The sequence below is a fragment of the Mangrovicella endophytica genome, from assembly GCF_002893625.1.
Classification (GTDB): Bacteria; Pseudomonadota; Alphaproteobacteria; order Rhizobiales; family Rhizobiaceae; genus Mangrovicella; species Mangrovicella endophytica.
The window spans coordinates 58,264-85,017 of the sequence record NZ_PKMZ01000002.1; the positions used below are offsets into that span (position 1 = coordinate 58,264).

Here is a 26,754-nt window from a genome sequence, read left to right on the forward strand (position 1 = left end):
GGGGCGACTGCGGCAAGCGGTCGCCACGACCATCAGCTGCGGCGAGAGAGTGTCGGCGCGGTTGCAACTCGAGGGGGTTCTCTGCATCCTCTCGCAAAACGGCAACGGCCGGGACCGCCGCTGCGCCGCGGCCGGCCTCAAGGGAGGAGTGCTGCGCATGGACCGTCGGAAATTCATCAGGAACTCGACGATCGGGGCGCTCGGCGCCGGCGTCGGATCGACACTGGCCGCCCCCGCCATCGCGCAGTCGATGCCGAAGATCTCGTGGCGCTGCACCTCGTCCTTCCCGAAGTCGCTCGACACGATCTTCGGCGGTGCGCAGGATCTCGCCACCTATGTGCGCGAGGCAACCGACGGCAATTTCGACATCCAGGTCTTCGCCGCCGGCGAGATCGTGCCCGGCCTGCAGGCGGCCGATGCCGTCACCAACGGCACCGTCCAGATGTGCCACACGGCGTCCTATTACTATGTCGGCAAGGATCCGACCTACGCGCTCGGCGCGACGGTGCCCTTCACGCTGAACGCGCGCGGGCTGCATGCCTGGCTGTATTACGGCGGCGGCGTCGGCCTGCTGAACGAGTACTTCAACGGCCAGGGCATCCACTACCTGCCGGGCGGCAACACCGGCACGCAGATGGGCGGCTGGTTCCGCAAGGAGATCAATACCGTCGAGGACCTCAAGGGCCTGAAGATGCGCATCGCGGGCCTTGCCGGTCAGGCGCTGGGCAAGCTCGGCGTCGTGCCGCAGCAGATCGCTGGCGGCGACATCTATCCTTCGCTGGAGCGCGGCACGATCGACGCGGCGGAGTGGATCGGTCCCTATGACGACGAGAAGCTCGGCTTCTACAAGGTCGCGCCCTTCTACTATTACCCCGGCTGGTGGGAGGGCAGCCTGGCGCTGTGCTTCTTCATCAACAACGAGCAGTTCAACAGCCTTCCCGCGAGCTACAAGAGCCTGCTGGCGACGGCTGCCCGCGCATCGACGATCGAGATGCTGGCGGAATACGACTACAAGAACCCGATCGCGCTGAAGCAGCTTGTCGCCGCGGGCGCCAAGCTGCGGCCGTTCAGCCAGGAGATCATGAGCGCCTCCTTCAACGCGACCCAGGAGGTCTACAAGGAGATCAACGCCAGCAATCCGGCGTTCAAGAAGATCTACGACTCGATGGTCGCCTTCCGCGCCGAGACATATCTGTGGCAGCAGGTCGCGGAATACACCTTCGACACCTTCATGATGATCAAGCAGCGAGAGGGCGCGCTGAACGTCCAGGGCGGCTGAGCCCTTCTTCCCGTTCGGGAAGGTTCAATCCGACAGGGCTTCGGAGCACCGCTCCGGGGCCCTTTTTGCTGTGCATCGAAGATCAGGCGCTCGTTAGCCGGCGCCGAAACCGGAGCGAAGCTTTCCTGTCGCAGGCAGAAGCGCTGCCGATGCTGGCCTGAGGCTCGGCCGTTAACCAGTCGTTAACCACGATTGCCGAAAAGTGAAAGCGTTGGACAAGAGAGCACGGGGAGGCTGCCGCGGCGTAAGCGGGCAGGTTCGCTCAAGGATCGCGCTTCAGTGTCCGGACACCGCATTCCACAACCGACTTCACCGGACCGGGCCGTCAGCCGGTCTCGACCCAGACCATGCGCGCACAGGGAAATGCATCAATGACCTCCGTCCTCTCGATCGGCTCTCTCAAGACGTCCGGCACCACCACTCTCGCTCTGACCCTCGCCAGTGTCGCGGCGGCCGCCGACATCCCGGTGGTGCTCGTGGACGCGTCCCGCGACAAGGATCTGGTCTCCTGGCAGGGCAAGGCCTCGACGCCCCGCAGCCTCGTCGTCGAGGCCGCCGATGACGAAGCCGGCCTGGAGCGCCTGGTGCGTGCCGCCCGTCGCCGTGGCGACCTCGCCATCATCGACGCCGGCGACGATGCCGCGACCATCCGCGCCGCCGCCCGCCTGTCCGACCGTTCGCTGATCCCGGTCCGCTTCTCGCCGCTCTCGGCCTATGCCGCGATCGCCACCGATCACCTTCTCACGGCCGATGCCGGCAAGGGCCGCCGCGGCCGCGACTGGTGCTTCGCCGCCAGCTCCGTCACCGCGATCCCGAGCCGCATCGCCCGCATGGTGGAGTCCTATATCGAGCAGAGCGAGACCAAGCGCCTGGAGATCGGTCTCGTGCTCCGTGCCGCCTATGAGGCGCCGTTCGTTCACGGCGGCACGATCTTCAGCCTGACCGACGAGGTCGCTCCGGGCCTCGACCGTGCCCGTGCCGAAGCGGCGACGCTCGCTTACGAAGTCGGCATTCTCGGCCGCATCGCCGCACCGGTTCCGTCCTACGACGTCGTCGAGGTCGCGCAGGCCGCCTGATAGGCATAAGGTTCGGTCGAGGCGTTATCGCGTCGGCAGCGCGCATGCATTCTCTACGGAAAAGGCTCCGGACAGTGATGTCCGGAGCCTTTTGCATCTAACCTTCCTGCGGCCCGTGCAGCCGCTACAAGAGAGCTGAAAGACGGGTCGACCTCAGTCGCAGCGGATGGTCGGCAGGGCGCGCTGCGAGCCATCGCCCTTCACCGGCTGAAAGACGCCAGTCTCTGGATCGCGGACCAGAAGCTTGCCGGTGGCAACGCCGAAATAGGCGCCATGCAGCTGCAGCAAGCCGGCCTCGACCTTGTTGCGCACATAGGGGAAGGTCATCAGGTTGCGCAGGCTGAGCTCCACCGAGGCAAACTCCAGCCGGCGCAGATAGGCATCCCCGTCGGCACCACGCGGCCCGAGCGTCTCGGCGGCCGGCGCGATCTGCGACATCCAGCGCCCGATGAAATCGCCCGACGACAGCGGCTCCTGCTCATCGGCAAAGGCGCGGATGCCGCCGCAGTATTCGTGGCCGAGAACGACGATGTGCTTCACCTTCAGCGCCTGCACGCCGAACTCCACGGCGGCGCTGGTGCCGTGCTGCGAATCCCGGTTGGATTCGTAGGTCGGGACGAGATTGGCGACGTTGCGCACGACGAGAAGTTCGCCCGGCGCGGCGTCGAAGATCACCTCCGGCGACACGCGCGAGTCGACGCAGCCGAAGACCATGATCTCCGGCCGCTGGCCGGTTTCGGCCAGCGTCTCGTAGCGCGTCCGCTCATTGACGAAGCGGCCACCGAGAAAGGCGCGGTAACCGTCGGTCAGTCGTCCAGGAAACATCGGATCACCTTGCATGGAAACGGCGGGCGCATCGGATCGCGCCCCACCCGGGTGCGGCGGGCATCGCTCCTAACATAGGGCGCTCGGCCGTTGGAGGCGCGGCAACGGCTCAGGGTGTTTGCGGAGCCGGTGCGGCGGGTGCCGCCGGCGGAGCCGGCTGGCTTCCTGGCGCCGGTGCTGGAGCAGCCGGACCGCCGAGGCCCGGCGGCGGCTGGGTGAGGTCGATCGCACCGCCGGAGCCCGCAGGCTGCGGCGCCGCGGGTGCCGATGCAGCCGGAGCTGCAGGCGAGGCCGGCTGAGTATCGAATTGCAGCGGTGGCAGGCCGAGCGCTGGCGCGCCGGCACCGGATGGGGCTTCGCCCGAGGCCGGCCCGGCGGGCGCTGGGGCCGGCGGTGTGGCCGTTCCGCCATTGCCGAAGTCCAGCGGGGGCAGCCCAAGCTGCGGCTGCGCCGGTGCGGGCGCAGCTGGCGACGCGGCGCCCGGCGTGGTGCTGGTCCCGCCAGAGGGCAGCCCAAGCGGAGGCAGGCCGAAGGGATTGCTGCCAGCATCTCCACCACCACCGAGCGGCGGCAGCGTCATGCCGCCCGGCGCCTGCGGCACGATGATCGTGTCCGTGGATACCGGCGGCGCTTCCGACTTGTAGCGCATCACCATGCCGGGGAAGAGGATCGTCAGCGCCACCATCAGGATCTGGATGCAGACGAAAGGAATGGCGCCGCGATAGATCTGCCCGGTGGTGACCCCATCCAGAGTGCGGCCGGTGACCTTGTCGAGGAACGGCATGCGCGGCGCCACCGAGCGCAGGTAGAACAGCGCGAAACCGAAGGGCGGATGCATGAAGCTGGTCTGCATGTTCACACCGAGCAGGACGCCAAACCAGATGAGGTCAATCCCCTGCTTTTCAGCGATGGGGCCGAGCAGCGGCACGATGATGAAGGCGAGCTCGAAGAAGTCCAGGAAGAAGGCCAGGATGAAGACGAGGATGTTGACGACGATCAGGAAGCCGACCTCGCCGCCCGGCACGGAGGTCAGCAGCTCCTCGACCCAGATGTGACCGTTGACGCCATAGAAGGTCAGCGAGAAGACCCGGGCGCCGACGAGGATGAAGATCACGAAGGCCGACAGGGTCGTAGTCGACTCCATCGCCTGTACCAGCAGCTTCGTCGAGAAGCGGCGCTTGGCGAGGGCAAGCACCAGTGCGCCCACGGCGCCCATCGCGCCGCCCTCCGTCGGCGTCGCGACGCCGAGAAAGATCGTGCCGAGCACCAGGAAGATCAGCGCCAGCGGCGGGATCATCACGATGATCACCTGCTGGGCGAGGTAGGACAGGACGCTCAGCTTGAACGCCTTATTGGCGACGGCGACGAAGTAGACGAGCAGCGTGCCGACGACAGCGCCCCAGATCGCCGCGCCCTGCTCCACGTGAGGAGCGAGATATTCGGTCGCGCCGTAGCTGACGAGAACGGCCCCTGCCAGCGCGACCGAGAGCGAGGTGACGCCGCGCCCGAGGGTGCGCGCCTCCGGCGGCAGCGCCGGCGCCGCCTTTGGATTGATCATCGTGACGATGAAGATGTAGCCGACATAGAGGCCTGTCAGCACGAGGCCCGGGACCAGCGCGCCGGAATACATGTCGCCGACGGAGCGGCCGAGCTGGTCGGCCAGCACGATCAGCACCAGCGAGGGCGGGATGATCTGCGCCAGCGTGCCGGACGCGACGATGACGCCGCTCGCCAGCTTCCGGTCATAGCCGTAGCGCAGCATGATCGGCAGCGAGATCAGGCCCATGGCAATAACAGAGGCGGCTACCACGCCTGTGGTGGCCGCGAGCAGTGCGCCGACGAAGATCACGGCATAGGCGAGGCCGCCCCGCAGCGGGCCGAAGAGCTGGCCGATCGTGTCGAGCAGATCCTCCGCCATGCCGGAACGCTCGAGGATCAGTCCCATGAAGGTGAAGAAGGGGATGGCCAGCAGCGTGTCGTTCGACATGATGCCGCCGAAGAAGCGGTCAGGGAGCGCGCCCAGAAGCGGCCAGAAAAGGTTGATCTCGCCGGAGGAGATCGGCGCCAGCTCGACGCCGATCACAAAGAACAGGAGGCCGTTGGCTGCAAGTGCAAAGGCGACGGGGTAGCCGAGCAGCAGGAACACCACCAGGCTGATGAACATGATCGGCGCGAGATTGTGCGCGATGAACTCGATCATCGGCCGATCTCCCCGCGCGATGCGCTCGCGTCGGCCGGCCCCGCCGGCGCGGTGGTCTCCATTTCCTCTGCCGTCGGGTGGCTTTGGTGCTGAGGCGTCGGATCGTCCATCCCGGCGAAGAGGACGCCGGCGCGCTTGATTAGCTCGGACAGGGCCTGCGCCAGCAGCAGCGCGAAGCCGGCCAGCAGCAGCGCCTTGGCCGGCCAGACGAGCAGGCCGCCGGCATTCGGCGAATGCTCGCCGCTGCGGTAGGACAGCGAGACATAGGGGATCAGCAGCCAGATCATCAGCAGCGTGAAGGGAATGAGCACGACGAGGTGGCCGATGAAGTCGATCCAGTCGCGTGTGCGCTTCGACAACATGGATGAGATGATGTCGACGCGGATGTGCTCGTTCTTCAGCAGGGTCCAGGCGGCCGCCAGCATGAACACGGCCCCGAAGAGGTACCACTGCAGTTCGAGCCAAGCGTTCGACGACATGTCGAAGATCTTGCGGATCACCGCATTGCCGGCGCTGACTAGAACGGCGACGAGCACGAGCCATGACACGGCACGGCCGACGAAGGTCGTGACGCTGTCGATGACGCGCGACAGCGATAGAAGGGCGCTCATGCGATCCGGATCCTCCTCGTCCTGCCCCGCGACCGGGACGACTGCCGGGTACAGCCCAGCTCTTGTTGGATGGCGTGACGGGATCGAGATGGATGCAGGCAGGAGCGCCATATCCCGATCGAAGCCGTGGATCGGTCGTTAAGGACTTTTACTGGCTGTCGCAAGTAATCGCCGCAGTCCGTTTGGCAGCCGGGCTTGCGCAGAGGCTTGGCGGCCTCATCCCCCTCCGCTACGACCGGGCGATGGAAGCGACGCCGCCGCAACGCCGGAAGGTGCCCGGTCCGGTGACGGCCGAATGGCTGTTCCGGGCGGGCATGCACTATCTCGAACGATATGCCTCTTCGACGGAGAACCTGCGCAGCGTCCTCCGACGCAAGCTGATGCGCCGCTGCCTCGCGCGCGGCGAGGATGCGGAGGCCTTCGCTCCGCTTGTCGAGGAGGCGATGGGGCGCTTCGCCGATCTGAAGCTGATCGACGATCGTGCCTATGCCGAGGCCCGGGCTGCCAGCCTCCGGCGCCGGGGAACGTCGCATCGGCAGGCGAGTGCCAAGCTTCTCGCCAAGGGCGTCGAACCCGATCTCGTCGCGGCCGCGCTTGCGGTCGAAGGAGGCGATGAGCGAGCATCAGCCTGGCGATATGCCGAGCGGCGGCGGCTTGGCCCGTTCCGCCTGCGGGATCGCGCCGAGCGGCGCGACCGCGACGTCGCCGCGATGATCCGCGCCGGCTTCGCCTTTGCGGATGCCGCGGCCGTCATCGACGGGAATGCCGACGAGCGGAGCTGCTCATGAGACGGCGCCACCAGGCATGGAAGTGAAGCGTAGCTGGCGGCGAATCGGCCCGCCGCGGCCCGGAACTATCGCGGCACCAGAGGGGTTAGCCTGTCATCCATAGCAACGATGCAGCCAATGTGCCCGCCTCACGGTGGCGCAGGGCTGCGCTTCGACAGGAGAAGTTCGATGCCAAGCATCAAGGACGCCAAGATCGCCATTCTCTCGACCGACGGGTTCGAGCAGGACGAACTGATCAAGCCGCTGGAGCAGCTGAAGGCTGCCGGCGCACAGGTTCACGTCGTCTCGCTAAAGGACGGGACGATCACCGGCTGGGACCAGGATCACTGGGACAAGAAGGTGCCGGTCGATCGCACGCTCGATGCGGTTTCCGTCGGCGATTACGATGCGCTCGTCCTGCCGGGCGGCCAGATCAATCCGGACAAGCTGCGCGCGGAACCGCAGGTCGTCGAGTTCGTCCGCGCCTTCTACCAGTCCAAGAAGCCGCTGGCGGCGATCTGCCATGCGCCGTGGCTCCTGATCGAGGCCGGCGTGGTGAAGGATCGACAGCTGACCTCATTCAACTCGATCAAGACGGACGTCATCAATGCCGGCGGCAACTGGGTCGACCGCGAGGTCGTCGTCGACGAGGGGCTGATCACCTCGCGCAACCCGGGTGATATTCCGGCCTTCGTCGCCAAGATCATCGAGGAAGTGGAAGAGGGGCGCCATCAGGACCGACAGGCGGCTTGAGCAACCCAGTCGCTGAAGTCGAACCCGGCCGGCGCTCAAGGGCGCCGGCCTTTTTCCATGCTGCTGCATCGAGCGCCGCAGCACGCCGCGGCATTGCCAGTTTGTGGCGGAATCGTGTATGTGCGCGGCACGCATTTGGCATCAGATGGAGGATCGGCGTGGCCACTCTGCCAACCTACGACACCAAGAATCCCGCCGCGATGGACTATCCCGAGCACGAGCGGACCTATTCCGGCTTCCTCGCCCTCTTCAAGTGGGGCACGGTGGCCGTCGTGATCCTGCTCATCCTGATGGCCTTCTTCCTGCTCTAGTTCTGCACGCCGCGTCGCCGACCGGCGGGTCACCGCAGCCCACCAAGGCTGCTCATCCGCCAGCCGAAGCGATGAAGCGGCGTTTTTGGAGGGCGCGTTCGATCCTCCGGGCGTCGTCGGCGACACTCCAGCTCTCGACATGAGAAAGGCCCGCAGGGTTGTCCCGGCGGGCCTTCTTCGTTCCAGTCGGGCTGATGCTTACTTGGTGATGACCACGGTCTCGCTGCCCGGCGCGACCGCCACGGCCGGCGCCAGCGTGAACTTGGTGACGCCGATCGCGGCATTGACGCCTTCCTGAGCCTGCACGCTCAGCGGCTGCAGCGTGAAGCCGCCATTCGGGCCGCCGACGAGGACCTTGACGCCGGCACCAGCCGCAAAGGAGGCATCGGCACTGGCGCCGACATAGCTGCCGGCGAGCGAGGCCGGGCTGTACTTGTCAGGCGTCGCGGCCAGGACGACCCACTTCATCACCGTCTCGCCGGTCACGCCGACATCGAGGCCGAGCGAGCTCAGCGTGCCCGTATAGACTTCCTTCGGCAGAGCGTTGTTGGCGGGCGTGAACTCGCAGAGGACGTTCTCGGACGAGCCGATGATGAAGCCGGTCGAGCCTTCGCTGTGGCAGGTGAGGGAGCCGAGCTCGGCATCGGCTCGGGCCGCGGCGGAGCCGGCGAGAAGAGCACCGGCGAGGGCGGCGGAGAAGAGAATGGCCTTCATGGCTTATGCCTCCTGAAGAATGACGTTCGGCCGGGAAATCCTCTCGAGGCGCAACGGTTCCGCCAAATCTCAGCCCGCAGTGTCGCGCTGTTGCGGCAGCGCAACAGGCTCGGTCGTGCCCCGACGGTTCTCGTCCGCCCGGATCCGCCGATCCGGCTGCTGCTTCGCGCGCGCCGCTGACCGCGACTGAGGCAAATTGCCGGACGGGCAGAATTATCTTTTTGTAACGGGCGGTTGTTTTCAGACGCGCCTAGCTTCCGACCCGCGCCGATGAGCGGCGCAGGATCTTACCGCGTCGATGACCGACGCAGGATCTCAGAAGGAGGTTGTCATGAAGCGTCTTGTTGTTTCGGCCACTGTGCTTTCGGCTCTTCTCGTCTCGGGTGGCGCCTTCGCCGCAACGGCGACCGGCACCGTCAAAGCGATGGACGTGTCCAAGCACACCGTCACTCTCAAGAACGGCGAAACCTTCACGGTCGCGCCGAGCGTGAAGCTGTCGACGCTGAAGGCTGGGGAGAAGGTGTCGATCACCTATACCAAGAGCGGCACGGCGATGAGCGCCAGCAAGATCATGGCGGCGAAGTAGAGCCAGCGGCCCTACCGGACCGCGGACCGCCGTCGAGCCCCCCGACGGCGGTCTGCATCCGTTGCGTCAGACGCCGGTGGTGCGCGCCATCCCATCCTTGGCCGGCCGATAGCGCGGGTCGAGCTGTGCGGCGCGCGAATAGGAGCGGAAGGCCTTCTGCTTCTCGCCGCGGCGCTCGTAGACGATGGCCTGGTTCGTCCAGTACTCCGCCTTGCGGTCGTCGAGCTTGAGCGCGGCGTTGAAGTCGTTGAAGGCGTTTTCCTCATCGCCGAGCGCGAGATAGGAGACGCCGCGGCCGGAATAGGGCTCCGGCGCATCCGCCTTCAGCGAGATCGCCGTCGAGAAGTCCTCGATCGCCTGCTTGTGCTGGCCGTCGATCTGATAAAGCAGACCGCGATTATGGTAGGCGCGCGGATCGGTCGTGTTGAGATCGATCGCCTTCTGGAAGTCCGCCAGAGCCTCGCGGTTGCGGCCGGCGATGCGGTAGACGTTACCGCGGCCGATATAGGCAGCGTCATAGTCGGGCTTGATCTTCAGCGCCGCGTTGTAGTCGGCGACGGCCTTGCCCTGCTCGTTGGTCTGCCGGAAGACCAGCGCCCGATTGGCATAGGCCTGGTAGAAGTTCGGGTCGAGCTGGATGGCGGTGGTGAAGTCCTCGATCGCCCGGTTGTAGTCGCCCGCCCGCCCATAGGCGGTGCCGCGGACATTGTAGGCTTCCGGGTTGCGCGGATCGGCATTCACGGTCGCGGTCAGCGACGAGATGTTCTCCGAGGATCCCTGGCTCTGGTCGAGCGAGATGGCCTGCACCGTCGGCTCGGCCGTCTGACAGCCGGCCAGCGCCAGGCCGGCGAAGATCGCAAGGAGGGCGGCCGGCTTCGTCGCGGCGACGGTCCGGTTCGGCGCGAGGCGGCTTTCGGAATGCGAGATCAAACTGCTGTCCCCGTGAAACGAGCTTTGACGGTCGGCCTCGTGGCGTCACCAGGCACGCCCCTTGCCCCTTAAGCGTCCGGGCCGGATGAAGCTCGGGCGGCGCAGCATCCCCCGCCGCGTCAGCGCCTGATCATCCATCTGCCAAAATGCCGCGAAAGGCGCTGACCATTCAGGTGCATACGCCGCCTTCCGCATAGCCGTCGATACAGGCTCTAGGAATCGAAATCGACCAAAAAGTGGCGCAGTGGAGCCTTCGCTCACCCGCCGTCAAGGATGCGGCAAGGTCGAGACAGCCGAGGCCGACCAGCCGCCCTGTCCCTCCATGCCTTCGGGCCGTCTAACGAACCCCATCCGCAATCTTGGCCGCGGTGAACTTCGCCGCGCGCTCGAACGCCTCGTCGGTATCGCCGCGGAAGGACAGGATGCGGTCGAGAACGACGTTCCCGCTGGCGACGTCGATGACGTCGACATGGCCGGAACCGATCAGCGTCGAGACCTTCTGGATGACGCCGAGGACGAGGAAGTCCGCTCCGGCCGCCTTGGCCATGGATGTCAGTTCCGCAGGGCTCAGCGTGCCGCTGCCGCAGCTCGGCTTGCCACACTCCAGCGTTACCAGAGCAAACGCGCCCTCGGCTGCCAGCGTCTCGCGCAGCAGGGCGTTGAAGCTCTGAACGCGCTTTTCATGCGCCTTCGTCTGATCGCCGGGCTCGCCGGACGTGTCGAGATAGTCGAAGTCAGCAACGGCGATCCGCATTGCCGGTTCGGCAGTTGCTGGCAGGGTGGCGGCGATCAGGCCGACCAGGACTGCGAGGATGGCGGTTCTGTTTGGGGACACGGGGTTCCAACGGGCGGCGCGCCCGCTCCTTCGCCGCACCGGCGTGCGGTCGCTCGCGGATGTTCGTCCCGCCGACGCCGGTCGAGGCGAAACGGGTGCCCGGCCTCTGCAGATAGGCGCGAGCCCCGCGGCTGGAAGGTCTGCGATGGTCAGCTGGCAGGGGGAGCCGGCTGCGAGGCCTGTCGTCCGCTGCGCACCGTCCGCGCAACGATGTGTGAGAGCAGTTCGAGGCAGAACAGCGGATCATCGGTGCGCTCGTGAAAATCCGCACGCCGCGCCTCCGGCAGCCGCTCTTTGCCGCGCCTGGCGGGGCCCTCGACGAACAAGCCCGTTGCCTTGCCCGCGTCGTCGACCTGCCGGCGAAGCTCGGCGATTGCGGCTCGCAGCGCCGCCGTCGAGGCCTCATCCCCGCGGTGCTCGCTCATGCGCCGTGCGAAGATCCGCGACCAGTGGGCACAGGCCAGGAAACGCGTCAGGGTCTGGCGCACGGGACCTGGCTTGCGCACGACCTGCCAATTGCTGCCGAGCGGACGCGCTGCGGCTGCGAGATCGCCGTAGCGGCGGTCGATCTGCCGCGACAGGCGCAGGAGCTCCCCGCGTCTGACATGGCCGTCGAGACTGTCCTCGGCCGCCGCCAGAAGCTCGTCGACCGCCGCAAAGAACCGCGACGCCGCTTCGTCGGCGAGCCGGGTCGTCGACTGCGGGAAGATCAAAAAGGCGATGAAGACGCCAGCGGCGGCGCCCACCAGCGTCTCTTCCAGACGCAGCAGCAAGAGGTCGGGCGTGAACTGCCCGATCAGGCCGTAGACCAGCGAGATGGCGAGCGTGATGAAAAAGGTCATCGCGCCATAGGAGAGCTGCAGGAGATAGAAGCCGGTGAAGACGAAGACGGCAACGAGCGGCAGCGCCACCGCCAGCTCGTTGCCGATCAGGGTCGCGACACCGATGCCCGCGATGACGCCAAGGAGCGTGCCAAGGGCGCGGTTGATGGCGCGCAGCGCGGTGTCGCCGCGCGACTGCGTGTTGGTGAAGACGAGGAAGGCGGTCAGGATCGCCCAGAACCAGCGCGTCGGCGAGAGGTAGAGGCCGCCGGCCATGGCGACGGCCGCGGCAAGCGTCACCTGGATCGCCAGCCGCAGCGCCGGATCGCCAAAGGTGGACGAGCCCGCGAGCGATGCGGCAAACCGCGCAGGTGGTGGGGCGCCGGAGCTGGTGAAGGCCTCCGGCGGCAGCCGATCGACAACCTGCGTCACCACTTGGCGAGCGCGCTGCAAGCGCTGCTCCGCCTGCCGATAGCTCTGCTGAAGAGCCCTGTTGTCCTTCTCCGGCGTTCCGGGATCGAAGCTGGCGAGCAGCACGCTCTCGGTGGCGAGATGCAGGTCGAGCAACGCCGTCGATGCATCCGGCAGATCAGCAGGCCGATCCGGGTCATCGCTCGCGTAGACGCTGCTCTCGCCCGGTGCGGGAACAAGGCCTTCGGCAACGAGGATGGCGTCCTTGACCCCGTTTTCGGCCTGCACCGCGCGGCGGCGCAGCGTGCCGACCCATCCAGCCTCCATGCCGAGCCGGGTGAGGGTCAGCAGTTCCGCGATCCGGCGGTCTACGGCGAGTAGCGTTCGTGCCAGATCCCGCTGCCCGTCTTCCGCAAGAAGGGTGTTGCGGGTGACATGGGCGATGACGCCGGACAGGGCGATGGCGATCGCGATGCCGAGGAGGTCTGCGGGCGCCGGATGCAGGTACGAGCCGATGAAGTAGCTCATGAAGGCGAACATGCCGACGGCGTTCCACCGGGGTCCGAAGCGCCTGATATAGACGGCGGCAAAGATCAGCAGCAGAAGAAGGACATGCCCCGCCCAGGGATGGGCGGAGACGGCGCTCGCCAGCGCAACAGCATACCAGCCGGCGAATCCCGACAGGGTGCGCGTCACCGTCTGGCCTCGCATCGAGGCTTCCCTGACCTGCAGCGCGCCCTGCATCGCCGTGATCATCGCGACACCGTAGGCGGCCGGAGGCAGGGCATAGACGAGGTGGATGCCGGCAAGCCCCGTGACGACGGCGACGAGCGTCACTGTGACGCGCAGAGCCATGCGCAGCCGCATCAAGGCGGGATCGGTTGCGGCCAGCACCGTCGAAAGGCGGTCGAAAGGGTTGCGGATGTCAGGCTCCCGCTCTGCTTCAACGCGAGTAGATACCTCAGTTTACGCCGACTTTCGCCGTCGACCGATTGTCAGGAGCCGCGGTCTGTGGTCGCCTGCAGCGGGAGCCAGGCGGCGTAAGGATGTCCGCCGGCGCGTCATGCTGCGTCGCAAAGCGAGCAGGGCGAGCAGCGTGGTCGGCTAGCCTTGCGAGACGATGCCGCTTGGACGATACGTGCCCGGCACGAACGCCGGGAACTGGTAGGGAGCGCCCATGCGCCGATTTTCACTCTTTGCCCTGGCACGCGAGTCGATGCGCGGCCACAAGGGCTGGGGCGAGCAGTGGACGAGCCCGGAGCCGCGCCATCACTACGACGTCGTGATCATCGGCGCCGGCGGCCACGGTCTTGCCACCGCCTACTATCTGGCCAAGGAGCACGGCATCACCGACGTCGCGGTGATCGAGAAGGGTTGGCTCGGCGGCGGCAATACCGGCCGCAACACGACCATCATCCGCTCCAACTACCTCTATGACGAATCCGCCGCGCTCTACGACCATGCGGTGAAGCTGTGGGAGGGCCTGTCCCAGGACCTCAACTACAACGTCATGTTCTCGCCGCGCGGGGTCCTGATGCTGGCGCACAACGTTCACGACGTGCAGTCGGCGCAGCGCCACATCCACGCCAACCGGCTGAACGGCATCGACAACGAGTGGCTGTCGGCGGAGGCGTGCAAGGCCTATGTGCCGGCGCTGAACATCTCCAAGGACATCCGCTATCCCGTCGTCGGCGGCGCGCTGCAGCGGCGCGGGGGCACGGCGCGGCATGACGCGGTCGCCTGGGGCTATGCCCGCGCGGCCTCGGCACGCGGCGTCCACATCCTCCAGAACACCACCGTCACCGGCATCCGCCGCGGCAGCGACGGGTCGGTGAAGGGCGTCGAGACGACCAGAGGCTATATCGGCGCGCGCAAGATCGGGGTCGTTGCGGCCGGCAACACGTCGGTCGTCATGGACATGGCTGGCGTCAGGATGCCGCTCGAGAGCTTCCCGCTGCAGGCGCTGGTGTCGGAACCGGTGAAGCCCTGCTTCCCCTGCGTCGTCATGTCGAACACGGTGCACGCCTATATCTCGCAGTCCGACAAGGGCGAGCTCGTGATCGGCGCGGGCACCGACCAGTACCCGTCCTATTCGCAGACGGGCAGCCTCCACATCCTCAACCACACGCTCGACGCCATCACCGAGATGTTCCCGATGTTCCGGCGCATGCGGATGCTGCGCTCCTGGGGCGGCATCGTCGACGTCACGGCGGATCGCTCGCCGATCCTCTCGAAGACGCCGGTGAAGGGCCTCTACGTCAATTGCGGCTGGGGCACCGGTGGTTTCAAGGCGACGCCTGGCTCCGGCCATGTCTTCGCCCATACCATCGCGCGTGACGAGCCGCATCCGATCAACGCCGCCTTCGGCCTCGACCGCTTCGAGACCGGACGCTTCATCGACGAGGCGGCCGCCGCCGCCGTCGCGCATTGAGGGCAGCGATGGAGCGCAAAGCGATCAGTCTTCACGACAAGCTGTCGTCCTTCACCGAGCATTGGGCACCCAAGGTCGTCGCCGACTACAACGGCAACGACGTCATCGTGGTGAAGGTGAAGGGAGAGTTCGTCTGGCACTCGCATCCCGAGACGGACGACTTCTTTCTCGTCCTGAAGGGGCGCCTGACGATCCAGATGCGCGACGGCGACGTCACCCTCGGCGCGGGCGAGCTCTTCGTCGTGCCGAAGGGTGTGGAGCACCGGCCGGTGGCCGAGGAAGAAACGCACCTCCTGCTGATCGAGCCGGCCGGCACGCCGAACACCGGCGACCCGGCGACAGCCGTCGCCAAGCCAAGGATTTGAGAGACAGCAATGCTGCTGATCCACTGCCCCTATTGCGAGGAAGACCGGCCTGAGCTGGAGTTCCGCCATGCCGGCGAGGCGCATATCGCGCGCCCCGTTCTGAATGGTCCCGATGCCGGCAAGGCGGTCGCGGAGTCCTTGTACCTTCGCACCAATAATCGCGGCATCGTCTTCGAGCGCTGGCGGCACATCCATGGCTGCGGTCGCTTCTTCAACGCCGTTCGCCATTCGGTGACCGACAAGTTCCTCGCCTTCTACAAGGCCGGCGAGCCGCGCCCGGAGATCGAGGGCGCGGACAGGCACGACCTCGGCCTGCAGCTGTTCGGCGCCGGCGCCAACAAGGCGACCGCGCCGCTCGAAGGCGCCAAGTCGGGCGGGGAGGTCTCGGGCCTATGACGAGCTTCCGCATCAAGGGGCAGGGGCGCCTTCGGGACGGCCGCCGCATCGCCTTCAGCTTCGACGGCAACCGCTATCATGGGGTCGAGGGCGATACGCTCGCCTCGGCGCTGCTTGCCAACGGCGTCCATCTGACCGGGCGTTCCTTCAAGTACCACCGGCCGCGCGGCATCCTCGGCGCGGGATCGGAGGAGCCGAACGCCCTCGTCGAGATCCGACGCGACGATGCACGGCGGCAGCCGAACATCCGCGCCACGATGCAACCCCTCTATGACGGGCTGGTTGCGGAGAGCCAGAACCGCTGGCCCTCTCTCGCCTTCGACATCGGATCGGTCAACGACCTGGCTGCCCGGCTGCTGCCGGCCGGCTTCTACTACAAGACCTTCATGTGGCCGAAGTCCTTCTGGCACAAGGTCTACGAGCCGCGCATCCGCGCCGCCGCCGGCCTCGGCCGTGCGCCGGAAGAGGCCGATCCCGACCGCTACGCCAACCGGTTCGAGCATGTCGACGTGCTCGTCGTCGGCGGCGGTCCGGCCGGCCTTGCCGCGGCGCTCACGGCAGCGGAAAACGGCGCCGGCGTGCTTCTCTGCGAGGAAAGCGCCTCCTTTGGTGGCTGGCTGAAGGCCGAGAGCCGCGCCATGATCGACGGCATTGCCGCGATAGACTGGGCGGAGCAGACGGTGGCACGCCTGCGCGCCATGCCGAACGTGCGGCTGATGCCGCGCACCACGGCCTTCGGCTATTACGCGCAGAACATGGTGGCGCTCGCCGAGCAGGTGACCGACCATCTGGCCGCGCCGGATGTGACGCTGCCGCGCGAGCGGCTGTGGCAGGTGCGGGCGAGCCGAGTCATCCTCGCAACCGGCTCGATCGAGCGGCCGATGGTGTTCCCCGACAACGACCGGCCGGGCATCATGCTCGCCGGCGCCGGCCGGACCTACCTCAACCATTACGGCGTCAAGCCGGGCGGCCGCGTCTGCGTCTTCACGGCGCACGACGCCGCTTATGAAGCCGCGATCGACCTGAAGCGCGCCGGCGTTGAGGTGCCGGCCATCATCGACACGCGCGAGGACCCGGGCGCTGTCGCTCGCACGGCACGTGCTGCCGGTATCGAGGTGCTCACCGGCTACGAAGTGTTCTCGGTGCGCGGCCACAAGCGCATTCGCGGCTTCCGGGTCCGAGAGATCTGCACCGGCCACGACCAGCGCGGGTTCGACTGCGACGCGCTGCTGATGTCGGCGGGCTTCACGCCTTCCGTCCACCTGTTCTCGCAGTCGCGCGGTAAGGTCGTGTTCGATCCGGCGCTGCAGGCCTATGTGCCCGGCGAAAGCGCGCAGGACTGTGTCAGCGTCGGCGCCTCGGCTGGTTGCTTCGATCTCGCCGAGACGCTCGCCAGCGCTGCGGCGGCGGGGCGCCAGGCGGCGGGCACTGACGCGGGCGAGGTCACGCGTCCCGCGGTCGCCGGCACCGCCGGCTGGAACGGCGGAATGGTCGGCGCGACCCCGGCCGCCGGGCCGGGCAAGTTCGTCAAAGCCTTCGTCGACTTCCAGAACGACGTGACCGCCAAGGACATCCGCCTTGCCGTGGCAGAGGGCTTCCGCTCGATCGAGCACATCAAGCGCTTCACCACCAACGGCATGGCGACGGACCAGGGCAAGACGTCGAACATCCACGGCCTCGGCATCGCCGCCGACACGCTGCAGCGTCCGATGCCGGAGGTCGGCCTGACGACCTTCCGAGCGCCGTTCACGCCCGTGACCTTCGGGACCATCGCCGGCTTTGCCAAGGGCGAGCTCTTCGATCCGACCCGCCGCACGGCGATCCACGACAGCGCCGCGGCCGAGGGTGCGGTGTTCGAGGATGTCGGCAACTGGAAACGCGCCTGGTACTTCCCGCGCGGCCGCTCCATGCACGAGGCCGTCCGGCAGGAATGCCGCACGGTGCGCGAAAAAGGCGGGCTGTTCGACGCCTCGACGCTCGGCAAGATCGAGGTCGTCGGACCGGATGCGGCGAAATTCCTCGACCTGATCTACGCGACGCCGCTGGCGAGCCTTGCCGTCGGCCGGGCGCGCTATGCACTGATGCTGAACGAGGCCGGCTTCATCATCGACGACGGCATCGTCGCAAGGGTCGGCGACAACCGCTACCACGTCACGACCACGACGGGCGGAGCGCCGCGCGTCCTCAACATGATGGAGGATTACCGCCAGACCGAGTTCCCGGAGCTTAAGGTCTGGCTCACCTCCGTCACCGAGCAGTGGGCGGTGATCGCGGTGCAGGGGCCGCAGGCGCGGGCGACCATCGCGCCCTTCATCGAAGGCGCCGATCTGGCCGACGAAGCCCTGCCGCACATGTCGGTGGTGGAATGCCGCTTCCTCGGCGTGCCCTGCCGGTTGTTCCGCGTCTCCTTCACCGGCGAAGCGGGCTACGAAGTCAACGTGCCGGCGGACTATGGTCGCGCCGTGTGGGATGCGCTGCGCGAGCATGGCCGAGGCCTGGGCGTCGAGCCCTATGGCACGGAGACGATGCACGTGCTGCGCGCCGAGAAGGGCTACATCATCGTCGGGCAGGAAACCGACGGCACGGTGACGCCGGGCGACGCCGGCCTGTCATGGGCGGTGTCCAAGAAGAAGGCCGACTTTGTCGGCAAGCGCGGGCTGGAACGCCCTGACCTCAACGCGCCAGGCCGCAAGCAGCTCGTCGGCCTCAAGCCGAAGAACCCCCTGACCGTTCTTGAGGAAGGCGCGCAGATCGTCGCCGATCCGAACCAGAGCGTGCCGATGACGATGATCGGTCATGTCACCTCGAGCTACATGTCGGACGCGCTCGGCCGCTCCTTCGCGATGGCGCTGGTGCGTGATGGCCGGGCGCTGAAGGGCTCGACGCTCTACGTGCCGATGCAGGACCAGACGATCGCGGTGGAGGTCACCGATCCCGTGTTCTTCGATCCGGAAGGAGAGCGGCTCCATGGCTGACATCGCGACCCCGCCCAACACTGGTCTGACGGCTGCCGATGGCACGGCAGGCCTCGGCGCCCGCAGTCCGTCGGCGCTGTCGCCGCTCACCGGGCGCTATGGCGGCGGTCCGGGCGTCACCCTCTCGCCGCTTGGGCCCCGCGTGCGGATCAGCCTGCGGGCCGGCGAGCCGCAGCTCGGAGCCATCGAGGATGCACTCGGGCTGGAACTGCCGATGCGGCCGAAGGGGGTGGCGCAGGCCGGCTCGCTCGCGGCGCTCTGGCTCGGGCCCGATGAATGGCTGCTGATCGACGAGAGCGGCGAGGACGCCCCGACCGACACGGGTGCGGCCCTGATGCAGCGGCTGTCGAGCCTGGAGGATCAGACCTTTTCGGCGGTCAACGTCTCCAACCGCAATGTCGGCTTTGCCGTGGACGGTCGCGCCGCCGAGGCAGTGCTGATGGCCGGATGCCCGCAGGATCTGCGTCTGGCGAGCTTCCCCACCGGCACCGCGAGCCGCACCGTTGTCGGCAAGGCCGAGATCGTGCTGTGGCGCCGCACGGAGACGCGCTTCGAGGTGGAGTGCTGGCGCTCCTTTGCGGACTACCTCTGGACCTTCATGTCCGAGGCTGCCCGCGCGCCGGCGGTCTGATGGGGCCGCGTCGGCCGATCGACCGGCGCGGCGGCTTCATCGCGATAAGCCCTACTGGCTCTGCGAGCGGCGGTAGGCGTCGCGATCGGTGACCCGCGCGACATAGTCCTGCAGCACCTTGTTCGCCTTGACCTGCGGCTCGCCGAACATGCCGGCAAAGCTCAGCCCGGCCCCGACATAGAGGTCGGCGGCGCTGAAGCGTTCACCCAGGAGGTAGGGGCTGGTGGACACAGCCTCCTCCACTGTCGCCAGGACGTCCTCATAGGTGCCCCAGCCGACGCTGGTCTTCGGCAGAGGCGGCGCGTCCTTGCGCATCATCGTCTCGGTCAGCGCCGGCTCGATGCAGGAGCCGCCGAAGAACAGCCAGCGATAATAAGGTCCACGCTCCGGCGTGCCGACGGCCGGCGCCAGCGCCGCCTCGGGATAGGCGTCGGCGAGCCAGGCGATGATCGCCGGCGTCTCCGATATCGCGGTGCCGTCCGACAGGACGAGGGTCGGGATCTTGCCCATGCGGTTCACCGCCCGCAGCGCCTGCTTGTTGGCGTCGTCGGCCTCGAAGCCGATCGGCACCAGCTCGTAGTCGGCGCCGACCTCCTCCAGCATCCAGCGTGCGGTGACGGCGCGGCTGCGCGGGTTGAAGTAGAGCTTCAGGCGCTCCGGCATGATGATCCTCCCAGATTTCCGTCAATGTGCGGCGTCGTAGACGCCAAGGGTAACGCCGGCATGGCCGGCGTAGTGAACGCCAAGAGTGACGCCGGAATGGCCGGCGTCCGGCGCTCCCTCTAGCGGATGCGCATGCCCGCCGCCTCGTCGTAGTGCAGCACCTTGTCGGATTTGGGCAGCGGCGCATCCGCTGCGCCGGGCGTCACACCATGCGGCCAGTCCGGCGGGCAGATCGCGACATAGCGCGCATAGCCGCCGAGGCCGCCCCCGAACTTCGGATAGCCGATCGCAACGAGCGCGCCCGTCTCCGGCACCTGGTCGAGATTGGCGACACCTTCCGCCTGCGCATAGCCGTTGTGCATCAGCCAGTGCTCGCCCTCGAGCGTCGGTGTCGAATCCGTATCGAGCGGCTCATGGCCGTGGAACAGGATATGGCGCTCGCCATGCAGGAACTTCAGGGCGTCCAGCGAGACGCCGGGAAATTCCTTCAGGGTCGCAAGCTTCGGGTCGGGCCAGGCCTTCGACCAGTCGGATCGCACGAAGACGACCGAGCCTTCGGGGATAGGGCCGTGCTGCTTTTCCCAAGCCTCGATATCGGCAACCTGCAGCGCATAGTTCGGGTTCGACTTCAGCTGCTCGACGATGGAGATGACGACGAGCGGGCGCAGCGTGTAGGTGGCGGGCAGCTCGTCGATCGCGGGGTATTCAGGCGCCCAGTGCGCCGGCGGGTCGAGCTGCGTGCCGAGCTGGTCGGTGTTCAGCTGGTAGGCCGTCGCTTCGAAGCCATGGGTGGCAAAGGAGAAGGTGTCGCCCTTCTTGGCGTAGCCCTCGAGGTCGCTGCCGGCCTTGGCAGGCGCGAAGGTCGGCGCGGCAAAGCCGGCCCAGACGGGGATCTTCGGCGTGATCGTATGGGTGAGGTCGACATATTTCGCCTTGGCGAAGGTCGACTGATACACCGCCCAGAGACCGTCGCCCTCGGCGGCTGAAGCGCCGACCGCGGTGCCGGCGACGAGCAGCGCCGGCAGCAGCAGCGCTCGCGAGATCTTCAACAGCATCGTCATTCGTCCCCTCTCGATTGGCGCGCCAGATGGCGGGCCCGGAGGGGGAGGCTAGAACCTTTCACGGTCAGCTGGAAGCATTCTGACGGGTTCTCCTGGCTGCCGTTTGCCAGAGGCAAACAGGCGGGCCGGGTTTCCCGCTGGCGGGCGCCCTTACCGCGAACGGAGAGCACCGTCGTCAGCGCTGCCGGACCTCAGGACTTTGAGACGTCCTTCAGCCGGAACAGGAAGGTCGGCTCGAGCCGAAGTCCCTCGACGCCAGGCGCCGTTGCCGCCTGCTGCTTCCAATGCGCGATGAAGGCCCAGGGGGCATCCTCATGGACGAGCTTCTGCACTTGCTTGTAGAGCTGTGCACGCTCCTCCTGCGACACGGCGCGATGGGCTGCGTCCAGCCGCTTGTCGACCTCCGGATTGGCGTAGCGCCCCGAGTTGAAGCCGCCGTCCTCCGGTGTCGCGCCGCTGCGCAGCGCCAGATAGGGCAGGGTGTCGGGATCGCTGGTCGTCCAAGCCATCTCGGCCATGTCGGCCTTGTCGCCGAGTCCCGGATTGACGTTGGAGAGGAATGTATTCCACTCATAGGTCTCGATCCGGACGTCGAGGTTCACAGCCTTGAGGTCTGCCTGAATCGCGCTGGCCATGGCAACGGGATCAAGCATGCCGGCGCCGCTCTCGGCGACATAGAAGGTCAGCGTCGCGCCCTCCGCGCCGGCTTCGCGGATGAGCTGACGGGCCTTCTCCGGGTCGTAGGGATAGGGCTTCACCGCGGGATCGCTGGCCCAGCCGAAGGCGGAGGGGATCGGTCCCGCAGCGATCTCCGCGCCCCCGCCGAGCACCGTTTCCACCAGCTTCTTCTTGTCGATGGCGTAATTGACGGCCTGCCGGACCCGCTTGTCCGAGAAGGGGCCGTGCCTGGTGTTGAGGATCAGGAACCAGAGATGCGGCGCGGTTGCCGATGCCGAGTCGATGCCGGCCGTGTCGGCGACCGGCTTGAGATCGGCCGGCGAGAGATCCGCCGCCACATCGAGCGCGCCTGAGCGCAGCGCCGAGACGCGGGCGGCCGCATCAGGGATGGGCTGGAACGCCGCCTTCGCGGTCTTGGCGCCGCCGTCCCAGTAGGTCTCGTTGCGCGTCAGAGAGACCGTTCCGTCAGCGCTCCAATCGGCGACGGCAAAGGCGCCCGTGCCGACGGGGTGGCGGCCGATGTCCTTGCCGTACTTCTTGACTGCCTCCGGCGAGACGATGAAGCCCGTCGGTGTCGCGAGATTGGAGAGGAGGGGAGCGAATGGCTCGCGAAGCCGGAACTCGACCTTGTCAGGACCAACCGCACGCACGCGCTCGACGGAAGCAAAGACGAAGGAGAGCGGGAAGGGGCCGGTCGAATGGAAGGGATGCTCCGGATCCAGCATGCGCTCGAAGGTGAAGACGACCGCATCGGCGTTGAACGGCGTGCCGTCCTGGAACTTCACGCCGCTGCGCAGGTCAAACGTGTAGGTCAGCCCGTCCGGCGCGATCGTCCAGGATTTTGCGAGCGCGGGCTCCACCTCCATCGTTTCGGATTTGAACCGCACCAGGCCGTCGAAGAGGTTCACCAGGATGCGGAAGTCGGCCGTCGTTGTCGCGGCCTGCGGGTCGAGCGAGACCGGTGCGCCGGCTTGCGCGACCACGACCGTGTCGTCGGGGGTCGTCGCGGCGGCTTCGGCGAAGCTCGGCAGAATGACGGCAAGGCTGCAGAGGAAGGCGGCAGCCCATGTCCTGAAGGTCGGCAAGCGGAACTCCTGATGCCCTGTCGGCGGCGGCAAGGCGATCGGAGCAGGCGCCGCCGATCAGAATCGGCAGCACGCCGCTGCCGCATGTGCCGGCCGCCGCGTCACGGTTGCGACGCCTCGGCGCCGTCGTGCAGGCGGCATGTCGCAGCAGAAGTTGCGCATGTTGTGGCGAGCTGGATCGGAACGCCGTTCGACCGGCGCCGATCGCGGTCTAGCTGAAGTCCAGGAAGTAGCCGAAGACGGCCAAGGCGATGCCGACAAGTGCGGTCGGGATGATCATGCTCTGCGGCTCGGGAACCGCCGGATCCGCGGCCTCGGCATCCGGCATGGGATCGAGATGGAAGCCGCGGCGGCTGAGCCGGACGGCGGAGCGCTTCGGGATGAACGCCCTGATCCCGTAATCGGCAGGACCCGCGCTGAAGCTGGACCGCTGCCCGGCAGCGGCCGATGCCGGATCGCCCTCAGGCTCCTGGCGCGCAGCCTGTCTCACGGCCTCGCGACGCGCGGGCGGCGATGCGCACATCATGGACGGATCGAAGCCGAAGCCCTCCGGGAATGCTTCGCCGCCGCGCATCGTCCTGCTCCTTCCGCACTGATGATCAGCCTTAACGTGCATATTAAGGATTCGTTCATCCGGCGTTCGTTGGCTGGCGCAGCGGGATTTTGGCGGTTCGGCAAGGCGCATCACCGTTCGCGCAAGTCACGGAAATCCTTAAACCGATTTTAATCCGGTGGCGGGCGCCGCCGCCTCTGGACGGGGCTTCCTCAGCTGCCCAGAAACACGATCACGACGCTGCGATATCGCCGGCGCGATCATCCTGGGGGGCCCGATGCTGAGAACCGACACCGTCCGCAAGATCCTATCCTGGTACGAAGGCGAGAGCCCCGGCCTGAAGAGCAACTTGTCGCGTCTCCTGATGCATGGGCGGCTCGCGGGAACCGGACGGCTGGTGATCCTGCCCGTCGATCAGGGCTTCGAACACGGCCCGGCCCGCTCCTTCGCGCCCAACCCGCCGGCCTATGATCCTCATTATCTCTATGAGCTGGCGATCGAGGCCGGCGTCTCCGGCTATGCCGCTCCGCTCGGACTGCTGGAGCAGGGCGCCGATACATTCGCCGGCGAGGTGCCGCTGATCCTGAAGCTGAACAGCGGCAACTCGCTTGCCTCCGGCGCCAACGACCAGGCGCTGACCGGCACCGTCGAAGACGCCATGCGCCTTGGCTGCGTCGGCGTCGGCTTCACCATCTATCCCGGCTCAGACCATGCCTATGACATGCTGGAGGAGCTGCGCGAGATCAGCCTGAAGGCGAAGTCGCGCGGCTTGATGACGGTGGTCTGGTCGTATCCACGCGGCGGCAAGGTGACCAAGGAGGGCGAGACCGGCCTCGACATCATCGCCTATGCCGCGCACATGGCCGCGCTGATGGGCGCGACCATCATCAAGGTGAAGCTGCCGACCGAGCATATCGACCTGAAGGAGGCGAAGTCCTCCTACGATCACCACAAGATCCGCGCCGCCGACGCAGCCGATCGCGTCCGTCACATCATGCAGGCGGCCTTCGCCGGCAAGCGGCTGGTGGTCTTCTCCGGCGGTGCGGCCAAGACGCGCGAGGAGCTGCTGGACGAGGTGCAGGGCATCCGCGACGGCGGCGGCAACGGCTCGATCATCGGCCGCAACTCCTTCCAGCGTCCGAAGGCCGAGGCGATCCAGCTCCTGAACGAGGTGATGGACGTCTACGCCTGAGGCGGCACGACGCGGCCGCCCGAGTTCGGCCGTTGACATCCTCTGGATGAGGCGGCGCCTGATACTCGCTGCCTCACAGGTCGGGTCGGCCAGATGCCGCCGATCCGCGCTCGAGCTTGTCTCACGGCCAATCCAACGCGATGGACGGGCGACAGGGTGAGGCGTAGGCTGGCGCCATGGCCGAGACGTTGTTCCGATGGTGCCGGTATGCCCTGCTGCCCCTCGTCCTCATCGGCGGGGCGTCCGGCGCAGCCTCGTCGGCCACGGCTGCGGAACTGCTGATGTTCGAGCAGCGCGGCTGCCCGTTCTGCGAAGCCTTCGACCGCGAGATCGCGCCGGATTATCCCGCCAGCCATGCGGGGAAGCTGGCGCCGCTGCGCCGCATCGACATCCACCAAGACCGGCGCGGCGGCATCGCCGACCTCGACCCGGCCGTGTTCACGCCGACCTTCGTCCTCGTGGATCAAGGGCGTGAGATCGGGCGCCTGACCGGCTATCCGGGCCGGCGCTGGTTCTATCCAGAGATCGATGCGCTGATCGATCGGCTGACCTCGGGCGGTCCCGTCTCGTCGGCCGGCACCGGCGGCCGCAGCCCGGTCCACTGAGGTCTGATCCAACGACGCCGCGACCGGCCCTGCCACCTTAGATGCGGCAGGGCCATGGCCTCCAATTACTGGCCGGCAGCCGCCAGCGCCGCGGCCGGATCCTGCGGCTTGCCGTTCTCGTCGAAGCTGGCGAGATAGGCGATGACGTTGGCGATCTCCTCCGGCTTCTTCAGGCCGGGGAAGGCCATCTTGGTGTCCGGCACCACGGCCTTCGGATTTTGCAGCCAGGGCGTCAGCTCGGCAGCAGTCCACTTGGGATGCGACTGCGCATAGGTCTTCAGGCCGTTGGAGAACTGATAATCCGGCACCGAAGCCGGAGCCTCGCCGACGATGCCGTTCAGCTCCGGGCCGATCTTGTTCTTGGCGCCTTCGCCGACGGCATGGCAGGCCTTGCACTTGTTGAAGACCTTCTTGCCGGCCTCTGCATCGCCAGCCTCCTGCGCCCTCGCATGAGGCGCTACCACAAGGGCCATCACAGTCGCTGCGATGAAAACTGCACTACGCATGCATCCTCCGACACCATGGGCACCCACCCTGGAACGGCTACAATATGAGCGGGTATCGCCGACTGGCAATGCCACTCGGAGGACGGGTCGATGGCTGGCGAGTAGCTGCCTTAATCCGGCTTGAGTCGCCGCTGCCGATCAGACCACGAAGCCAGTGACGATGCTGCCTTCCGCGAAATCCGCATGGCTCGGTCACGGCAAAGGGCTCGGTGAGGAAGCTGTTGCTGAACGGTCACAACTGCTTCGGCAAGCCTTGAGGGCCAAGGGTCATGACGCGCCAAACGGGCGCTAAGCGCCTGCTTTTAACGGATTTGGCGCCTTTCGACACCTGTCATTAACATTGCATTTTAAACAAGTCGCAAGGCTTCGGCTTTAGACCTCGTTCACGACGCTGCTGCCGCCCCACTTTTTCGAGTGGCCAATCGGCAACAGGGCGAAACGGATCCAAATCTTGCCATTGTTAGGGCACGACCCCGATCCATAAATCACCGCGAACCCGAGCAAACGGGTCCGCAAATCGGACGGGACGAGGAAACCTCTCGTTCGTACAAACATCGCCTCGGCGATCACATGGAGTATCAGTCATGACACGTCTTTCCCTTCTCCTGGCCTCGGTCGCCTTCGTCGCCACGCCGGCTCTCGCCGCCGACATCATCACCGAGGAGCCGCCGGCTCCGGCTCCGGTCGAGATCATGGCCCCGACCTACACCTGGTCCGGCCTCTACATCGGTGGCCAGGCTGGCGTTGCCTTCGGCAATGACGGCAGCTCGTTCTCGTCCGACGCCATCGACTTCGACGGCGACGACAGCAGCGACGATGCCGGCTTCGTCGGCGGTCTGCATGTCGGCTACGACTGGCAGGTCAACAACTGGGTGTTCGGTGCCGTTGCCGACATCAACTACATCGACGCCAGCAGCTCGACCGACTTCACGGCCGGCGGCGCCGACTTCAGCGTCGACAACGACATCGACTACTTCGGCACCGTCCGCGGTCGCCTCGGCTACGCCTTCGACCGCGTCCTGGTCTACGGCACGGGCGGTCTGGCCTATGCCGGCGTCGACAACGACGCGTCCACCCCGGCCACGCCTGGCGTGACCTACAACACCGACAACGACGAGGCCGACTTCGGCTACAGCGTCGGCGGCGGCGTCGAGGTTCTCGCGACCCAGAACATCTCGTTCGGCGTCGAGTACCTCTACACCAACCTCGGCAGCAACGACTCGTCGGTGACGGCGGTTGACGACGCGACGGGCGCTGAGCTCTTCACGGTCGACTCCGACAACGACGACCTCGACTTCCACACCGTGTGGGCCAAGGCTTCCTACCGCTTCAACTAAGCGGATCGGCCGGAGCGGCAACGCTCCGGCTCTTGCCTGAAGAAACCCGTCGGCTCTCGCGAGCCGACGGGTTTTTGCGTTTGAGGAGTCGCTGATCAGACGGTCAGCCGCCGCATTGAGGGATGAGGACAGTCGGCCATCCTTCGGGCCTGATGAA

Annotated in this window: 26 protein-coding genes; 14 read left to right on the forward strand and 12 right to left on the reverse strand. The window is 66.8% G+C overall.

The window, feature by feature from the left end; genetic code table 11:
• Window positions 1–157: 157 nt before the first annotated feature.
• Together C0R46_RS05810 and C0R46_RS05815 are read left to right on the forward strand one after the other, a co-directional pair.
• A complete protein-coding gene (locus tag C0R46_RS05810) occupies window positions 158–1,279 on the forward strand; it encodes a TRAP transporter substrate-binding protein (RefSeq protein WP_102958676.1) in 1,122 nt (373 codons plus the stop codon).
• A gap of 371 nt (window positions 1,280–1,650) precedes the next feature.
• On the forward strand, window positions 1,651–2,355 hold the full coding sequence (locus tag C0R46_RS05815) for a chromosome partitioning protein ParA (RefSeq protein WP_102958677.1): 705 nt from the start codon (window positions 1,651–1,653) through the stop codon (window positions 2,353–2,355).
• A 153-nt stretch (window positions 2,356–2,508) separates the two neighbouring features.
• Here the strand turns inward: C0R46_RS05815 and C0R46_RS05820 are convergent, their stop codons facing one another.
• The 3 genes from C0R46_RS05820 to C0R46_RS05830 all read right to left on the reverse strand — a co-directional run bounded on the left by C0R46_RS05820 (window position 2,509) and on the right by C0R46_RS05830 (window position 5,991).
• Window positions 2,509–3,180: a carbonic anhydrase gene (locus tag C0R46_RS05820; protein WP_102958678.1), complete on the reverse strand. Its 672-nt coding sequence runs from the start codon at window positions 3,178–3,180 to the stop codon at window positions 2,509–2,511.
• A 109-nt stretch (window positions 3,181–3,289) separates the two neighbouring features.
• The gene (locus tag C0R46_RS05825; protein ID WP_102958679.1) at window positions 3,290–5,380 is read right to left on the reverse strand and encodes a TRAP transporter large permease; all 2,091 of its coding nucleotides are present in this window, start codon (window positions 5,378–5,380) and stop codon (window positions 3,290–3,292) included.
• The gene (locus C0R46_RS05830) at window positions 5,377–5,991 is read right to left on the reverse strand and encodes a TRAP transporter small permease subunit (RefSeq protein WP_102958680.1); all 615 of its coding nucleotides are present in this window, start codon (window positions 5,989–5,991) and stop codon (window positions 5,377–5,379) included. Before C0R46_RS05830 ends, C0R46_RS05825 begins: the two co-directional genes overlap by 4 nt.
• A gap of 242 nt (window positions 5,992–6,233) precedes the next feature.
• Here C0R46_RS05830 and C0R46_RS05835 point away from each other — a divergent pair, with 242 nt between their 5' ends.
• The 3 genes from C0R46_RS05835 to C0R46_RS05845 all read left to right on the forward strand — a co-directional run bounded on the left by C0R46_RS05835 (window position 6,234) and on the right by C0R46_RS05845 (window position 7,822).
• Window positions 6,234–6,779 carry a regulatory protein RecX gene (locus C0R46_RS05835; RefSeq protein ID WP_102958681.1) on the forward strand — a complete coding sequence of 182 codons (546 nt, stop codon included), beginning with the start codon at window positions 6,234–6,236 and terminating at the stop codon, window positions 6,777–6,779.
• Window positions 6,780–6,947: 168 nt separating this feature from the next.
• A complete protein-coding gene (locus C0R46_RS05840; RefSeq protein WP_102958682.1) occupies window positions 6,948–7,511 on the forward strand; it encodes a type 1 glutamine amidotransferase domain-containing protein in 564 nt (187 codons plus the stop codon).
• A gap of 158 nt (window positions 7,512–7,669) precedes the next feature.
• A complete protein-coding gene (locus C0R46_RS05845) occupies window positions 7,670–7,822 on the forward strand; it encodes an aa3-type cytochrome c oxidase subunit IV (RefSeq protein ID WP_342586494.1) in 153 nt (50 codons plus the stop codon).
• 198 nt (window positions 7,823–8,020) lie between these two features.
• Here the strand turns inward: C0R46_RS05845 and C0R46_RS05850 are convergent, their stop codons facing one another.
• Window positions 8,021–8,536 (reverse strand): DUF992 domain-containing protein, encoded by a 516-nt coding sequence (locus tag C0R46_RS05850; protein ID WP_102958683.1) that lies wholly within the window; start codon window positions 8,534–8,536, stop codon window positions 8,021–8,023.
• Between the two features lie 331 nt (window positions 8,537–8,867).
• Here C0R46_RS05850 and C0R46_RS05855 point away from each other — a divergent pair, with 331 nt between their 5' ends.
• Window positions 8,868–9,122: a DUF1344 domain-containing protein gene (locus C0R46_RS05855; RefSeq protein WP_157944564.1), complete on the forward strand. Its 255-nt coding sequence runs from the start codon at window positions 8,868–8,870 to the stop codon at window positions 9,120–9,122.
• 66 nt (window positions 9,123–9,188) lie between these two features.
• Here C0R46_RS05855 and C0R46_RS05860 read toward each other — a convergent pair whose 3' ends face one another.
• The 3 genes from C0R46_RS05860 to C0R46_RS05870 form a co-directional block, all read right to left on the reverse strand.
• A complete protein-coding gene (locus C0R46_RS05860) occupies window positions 9,189–10,052 on the reverse strand; it encodes a tetratricopeptide repeat protein (protein ID WP_425349863.1) in 864 nt (287 codons plus the stop codon).
• Window positions 10,053–10,389: 337 nt separating this feature from the next.
• Window positions 10,390–10,887 (reverse strand): DUF2380 domain-containing protein, encoded by a 498-nt coding sequence (locus C0R46_RS05865; RefSeq protein WP_102958685.1) that lies wholly within the window; start codon window positions 10,885–10,887, stop codon window positions 10,390–10,392.
• Window positions 10,888–11,036: 149 nt separating this feature from the next.
• Window positions 11,037–12,974 carry an FUSC family protein gene (locus tag C0R46_RS05870; RefSeq protein WP_157944565.1) on the reverse strand — a complete coding sequence of 646 codons (1,938 nt, stop codon included), beginning with the start codon at window positions 12,972–12,974 and terminating at the stop codon, window positions 11,037–11,039.
• Between the two features lie 322 nt (window positions 12,975–13,296).
• Here C0R46_RS05870 and C0R46_RS05875 point away from each other — a divergent pair, with 322 nt between their 5' ends.
• Genes C0R46_RS05875 through C0R46_RS05895 form a run of 5 tightly spaced genes read left to right on the forward strand, consistent with a single transcriptional unit; the run spans window position 13,297 to window position 18,917 of the window.
• Window positions 13,297–14,550 (forward strand): sarcosine oxidase subunit beta family protein, encoded by a 1,254-nt coding sequence (locus C0R46_RS05875; RefSeq protein ID WP_102958687.1) that lies wholly within the window; start codon window positions 13,297–13,299, stop codon window positions 14,548–14,550.
• 8 nt (window positions 14,551–14,558) lie between these two features.
• A complete protein-coding gene (locus C0R46_RS05880; protein ID WP_102958688.1) occupies window positions 14,559–14,915 on the forward strand; it encodes a cupin domain-containing protein in 357 nt (118 codons plus the stop codon).
• Between the two features lie 9 nt (window positions 14,916–14,924).
• Window positions 14,925–15,311 (forward strand): sarcosine oxidase subunit delta, encoded by a 387-nt coding sequence (locus tag C0R46_RS05885; protein WP_102958689.1) that lies wholly within the window; start codon window positions 14,925–14,927, stop codon window positions 15,309–15,311.
• Window positions 15,308–18,286, forward strand: coding sequence for a sarcosine oxidase subunit alpha family protein (locus tag C0R46_RS05890; protein ID WP_102958690.1), 2,979 nt, complete (start codon window positions 15,308–15,310; stop codon window positions 18,284–18,286). The genes C0R46_RS05885 and C0R46_RS05890 overlap by 4 nt, the downstream gene beginning before the upstream one ends.
• On the forward strand, window positions 18,279–18,917 hold the full coding sequence (locus C0R46_RS05895; RefSeq protein ID WP_102958691.1) for a sarcosine oxidase subunit gamma: 639 nt from the start codon (window positions 18,279–18,281) through the stop codon (window positions 18,915–18,917). The genes C0R46_RS05890 and C0R46_RS05895 overlap by 8 nt, the downstream gene beginning before the upstream one ends.
• A gap of 51 nt (window positions 18,918–18,968) precedes the next feature.
• Here C0R46_RS05895 and C0R46_RS05900 read toward each other — a convergent pair whose 3' ends face one another.
• From C0R46_RS05900 to C0R46_RS05915, 4 genes are all read right to left on the reverse strand, one after another.
• Complete coding sequence (locus C0R46_RS05900; RefSeq protein WP_102958692.1) at window positions 18,969–19,580, reverse strand: glutathione S-transferase family protein; 612 nt, start codon at window positions 19,578–19,580, stop codon at window positions 18,969–18,971.
• A gap of 119 nt (window positions 19,581–19,699) precedes the next feature.
• Window positions 19,700–20,641, reverse strand: a complete 942-nt coding sequence (locus C0R46_RS05905; protein WP_102958693.1) for a cyclase family protein — start codon at window positions 20,639–20,641, stop codon at window positions 19,700–19,702.
• A 191-nt stretch (window positions 20,642–20,832) separates the two neighbouring features.
• The gene (locus tag C0R46_RS05910; protein WP_102958694.1) at window positions 20,833–22,404 is read right to left on the reverse strand and encodes an ABC transporter substrate-binding protein; all 1,572 of its coding nucleotides are present in this window, start codon (window positions 22,402–22,404) and stop codon (window positions 20,833–20,835) included.
• 211 nt (window positions 22,405–22,615) lie between these two features.
• On the reverse strand, window positions 22,616–22,978 hold the full coding sequence (locus tag C0R46_RS05915; protein WP_102958695.1) for a hypothetical protein: 363 nt from the start codon (window positions 22,976–22,978) through the stop codon (window positions 22,616–22,618).
• A 256-nt stretch (window positions 22,979–23,234) separates the two neighbouring features.
• Between C0R46_RS05915 and C0R46_RS05920 the strand changes: the two genes are divergently transcribed.
• Together C0R46_RS05920 and C0R46_RS05925 are read left to right on the forward strand one after the other, a co-directional pair.
• Window positions 23,235–24,149, forward strand: coding sequence for a class I fructose-bisphosphate aldolase (locus tag C0R46_RS05920; protein ID WP_102958696.1), 915 nt, complete (start codon window positions 23,235–23,237; stop codon window positions 24,147–24,149).
• 176 nt (window positions 24,150–24,325) lie between these two features.
• On the forward strand, window positions 24,326–24,754 hold the full coding sequence (locus tag C0R46_RS05925) for a thioredoxin domain-containing protein (RefSeq protein WP_245413443.1): 429 nt from the start codon (window positions 24,326–24,328) through the stop codon (window positions 24,752–24,754).
• 65 nt (window positions 24,755–24,819) lie between these two features.
• Here C0R46_RS05925 and C0R46_RS05930 read toward each other — a convergent pair whose 3' ends face one another.
• The gene (locus C0R46_RS05930; protein ID WP_102958697.1) at window positions 24,820–25,260 is read right to left on the reverse strand and encodes a c-type cytochrome; all 441 of its coding nucleotides are present in this window, start codon (window positions 25,258–25,260) and stop codon (window positions 24,820–24,822) included.
• 584 nt (window positions 25,261–25,844) lie between these two features.
• On the opposite strand from C0R46_RS05930, the gene C0R46_RS05940 reads away from it, so the two are divergent.
• The gene (locus C0R46_RS05940) at window positions 25,845–26,597 is read left to right on the forward strand and encodes an outer membrane protein (RefSeq protein WP_102958699.1); all 753 of its coding nucleotides are present in this window, start codon (window positions 25,845–25,847) and stop codon (window positions 26,595–26,597) included.
• Window positions 26,598–26,754 lie beyond the last annotated feature (157 nt).

Bases quoted from the DNA above. Each gene is read 5' to 3' on its own strand.
- C0R46_RS05940 (WP_102958699.1), top strand. From the start codon at position 25,845: ATGACACGTCTTTCCCTTCTCCTGGCCTCGGTCGCCTTCGTCGCCACG.
- C0R46_RS05905 (WP_102958693.1), bottom strand. From the start codon at position 20,641: ATGACGATGCTGTTGAAGATCTCGCGAGCGCTGCTGCTGCCGGCGCTG.
- C0R46_RS05920 (WP_102958696.1), top strand. From the start codon at position 23,235: ATGCTGAGAACCGACACCGTCCGCAAGATCCTATCCTGGTACGAAGGC.
- C0R46_RS05840 (WP_102958682.1), top strand. From the start codon at position 6,948: ATGCCAAGCATCAAGGACGCCAAGATCGCCATTCTCTCGACCGACGGG.
- C0R46_RS05885 (WP_102958689.1), top strand. From the start codon at position 14,925: ATGCTGCTGATCCACTGCCCCTATTGCGAGGAAGACCGGCCTGAGCTG.
- C0R46_RS05835 (WP_102958681.1), top strand. From the start codon at position 6,234: ATGGAAGCGACGCCGCCGCAACGCCGGAAGGTGCCCGGTCCGGTGACG.
- C0R46_RS05825 (WP_102958679.1), bottom strand. From the start codon at position 5,380: ATGATCGAGTTCATCGCGCACAATCTCGCGCCGATCATGTTCATCAGC.
- C0R46_RS05890 (WP_102958690.1), top strand. From the start codon at position 15,308: ATGACGAGCTTCCGCATCAAGGGGCAGGGGCGCCTTCGGGACGGCCGC.
- C0R46_RS05830 (WP_102958680.1), bottom strand. From the start codon at position 5,991: ATGAGCGCCCTTCTATCGCTGTCGCGCGTCATCGACAGCGTCACGACC.
- C0R46_RS05895 (WP_102958691.1), top strand. From the start codon at position 18,279: ATGGCTGACATCGCGACCCCGCCCAACACTGGTCTGACGGCTGCCGAT.
- C0R46_RS05875 (WP_102958687.1), top strand. From the start codon at position 13,297: ATGCGCCGATTTTCACTCTTTGCCCTGGCACGCGAGTCGATGCGCGGC.
- C0R46_RS05810 (WP_102958676.1), top strand. From the start codon at position 158: ATGGACCGTCGGAAATTCATCAGGAACTCGACGATCGGGGCGCTCGGC.
- C0R46_RS05820 (WP_102958678.1), bottom strand. From the start codon at position 3,180: ATGTTTCCTGGACGACTGACCGACGGTTACCGCGCCTTTCTCGGTGGC.
- C0R46_RS05880 (WP_102958688.1), top strand. From the start codon at position 14,559: ATGGAGCGCAAAGCGATCAGTCTTCACGACAAGCTGTCGTCCTTCACC.
- C0R46_RS05915 (WP_102958695.1), bottom strand. From the start codon at position 22,978: ATGCGCGGCGGCGAAGCATTCCCGGAGGGCTTCGGCTTCGATCCGTCC.
- C0R46_RS05815 (WP_102958677.1), top strand. From the start codon at position 1,651: ATGACCTCCGTCCTCTCGATCGGCTCTCTCAAGACGTCCGGCACCACC.
- C0R46_RS05900 (WP_102958692.1), bottom strand. From the start codon at position 19,580: ATGCCGGAGCGCCTGAAGCTCTACTTCAACCCGCGCAGCCGCGCCGTC.
- C0R46_RS05925 (WP_245413443.1), top strand. From the start codon at position 24,326: ATGGCCGAGACGTTGTTCCGATGGTGCCGGTATGCCCTGCTGCCCCTC.
- C0R46_RS05930 (WP_102958697.1), bottom strand. From the start codon at position 25,260: ATGCGTAGTGCAGTTTTCATCGCAGCGACTGTGATGGCCCTTGTGGTA.
- C0R46_RS05850 (WP_102958683.1), bottom strand. From the start codon at position 8,536: ATGAAGGCCATTCTCTTCTCCGCCGCCCTCGCCGGTGCTCTTCTCGCC.
- C0R46_RS05855 (WP_157944564.1), top strand. From the start codon at position 8,868: ATGAAGCGTCTTGTTGTTTCGGCCACTGTGCTTTCGGCTCTTCTCGTC.
- C0R46_RS05870 (WP_157944565.1), bottom strand. From the start codon at position 12,974: ATGGCTCTGCGCGTCACAGTGACGCTCGTCGCCGTCGTCACGGGGCTT.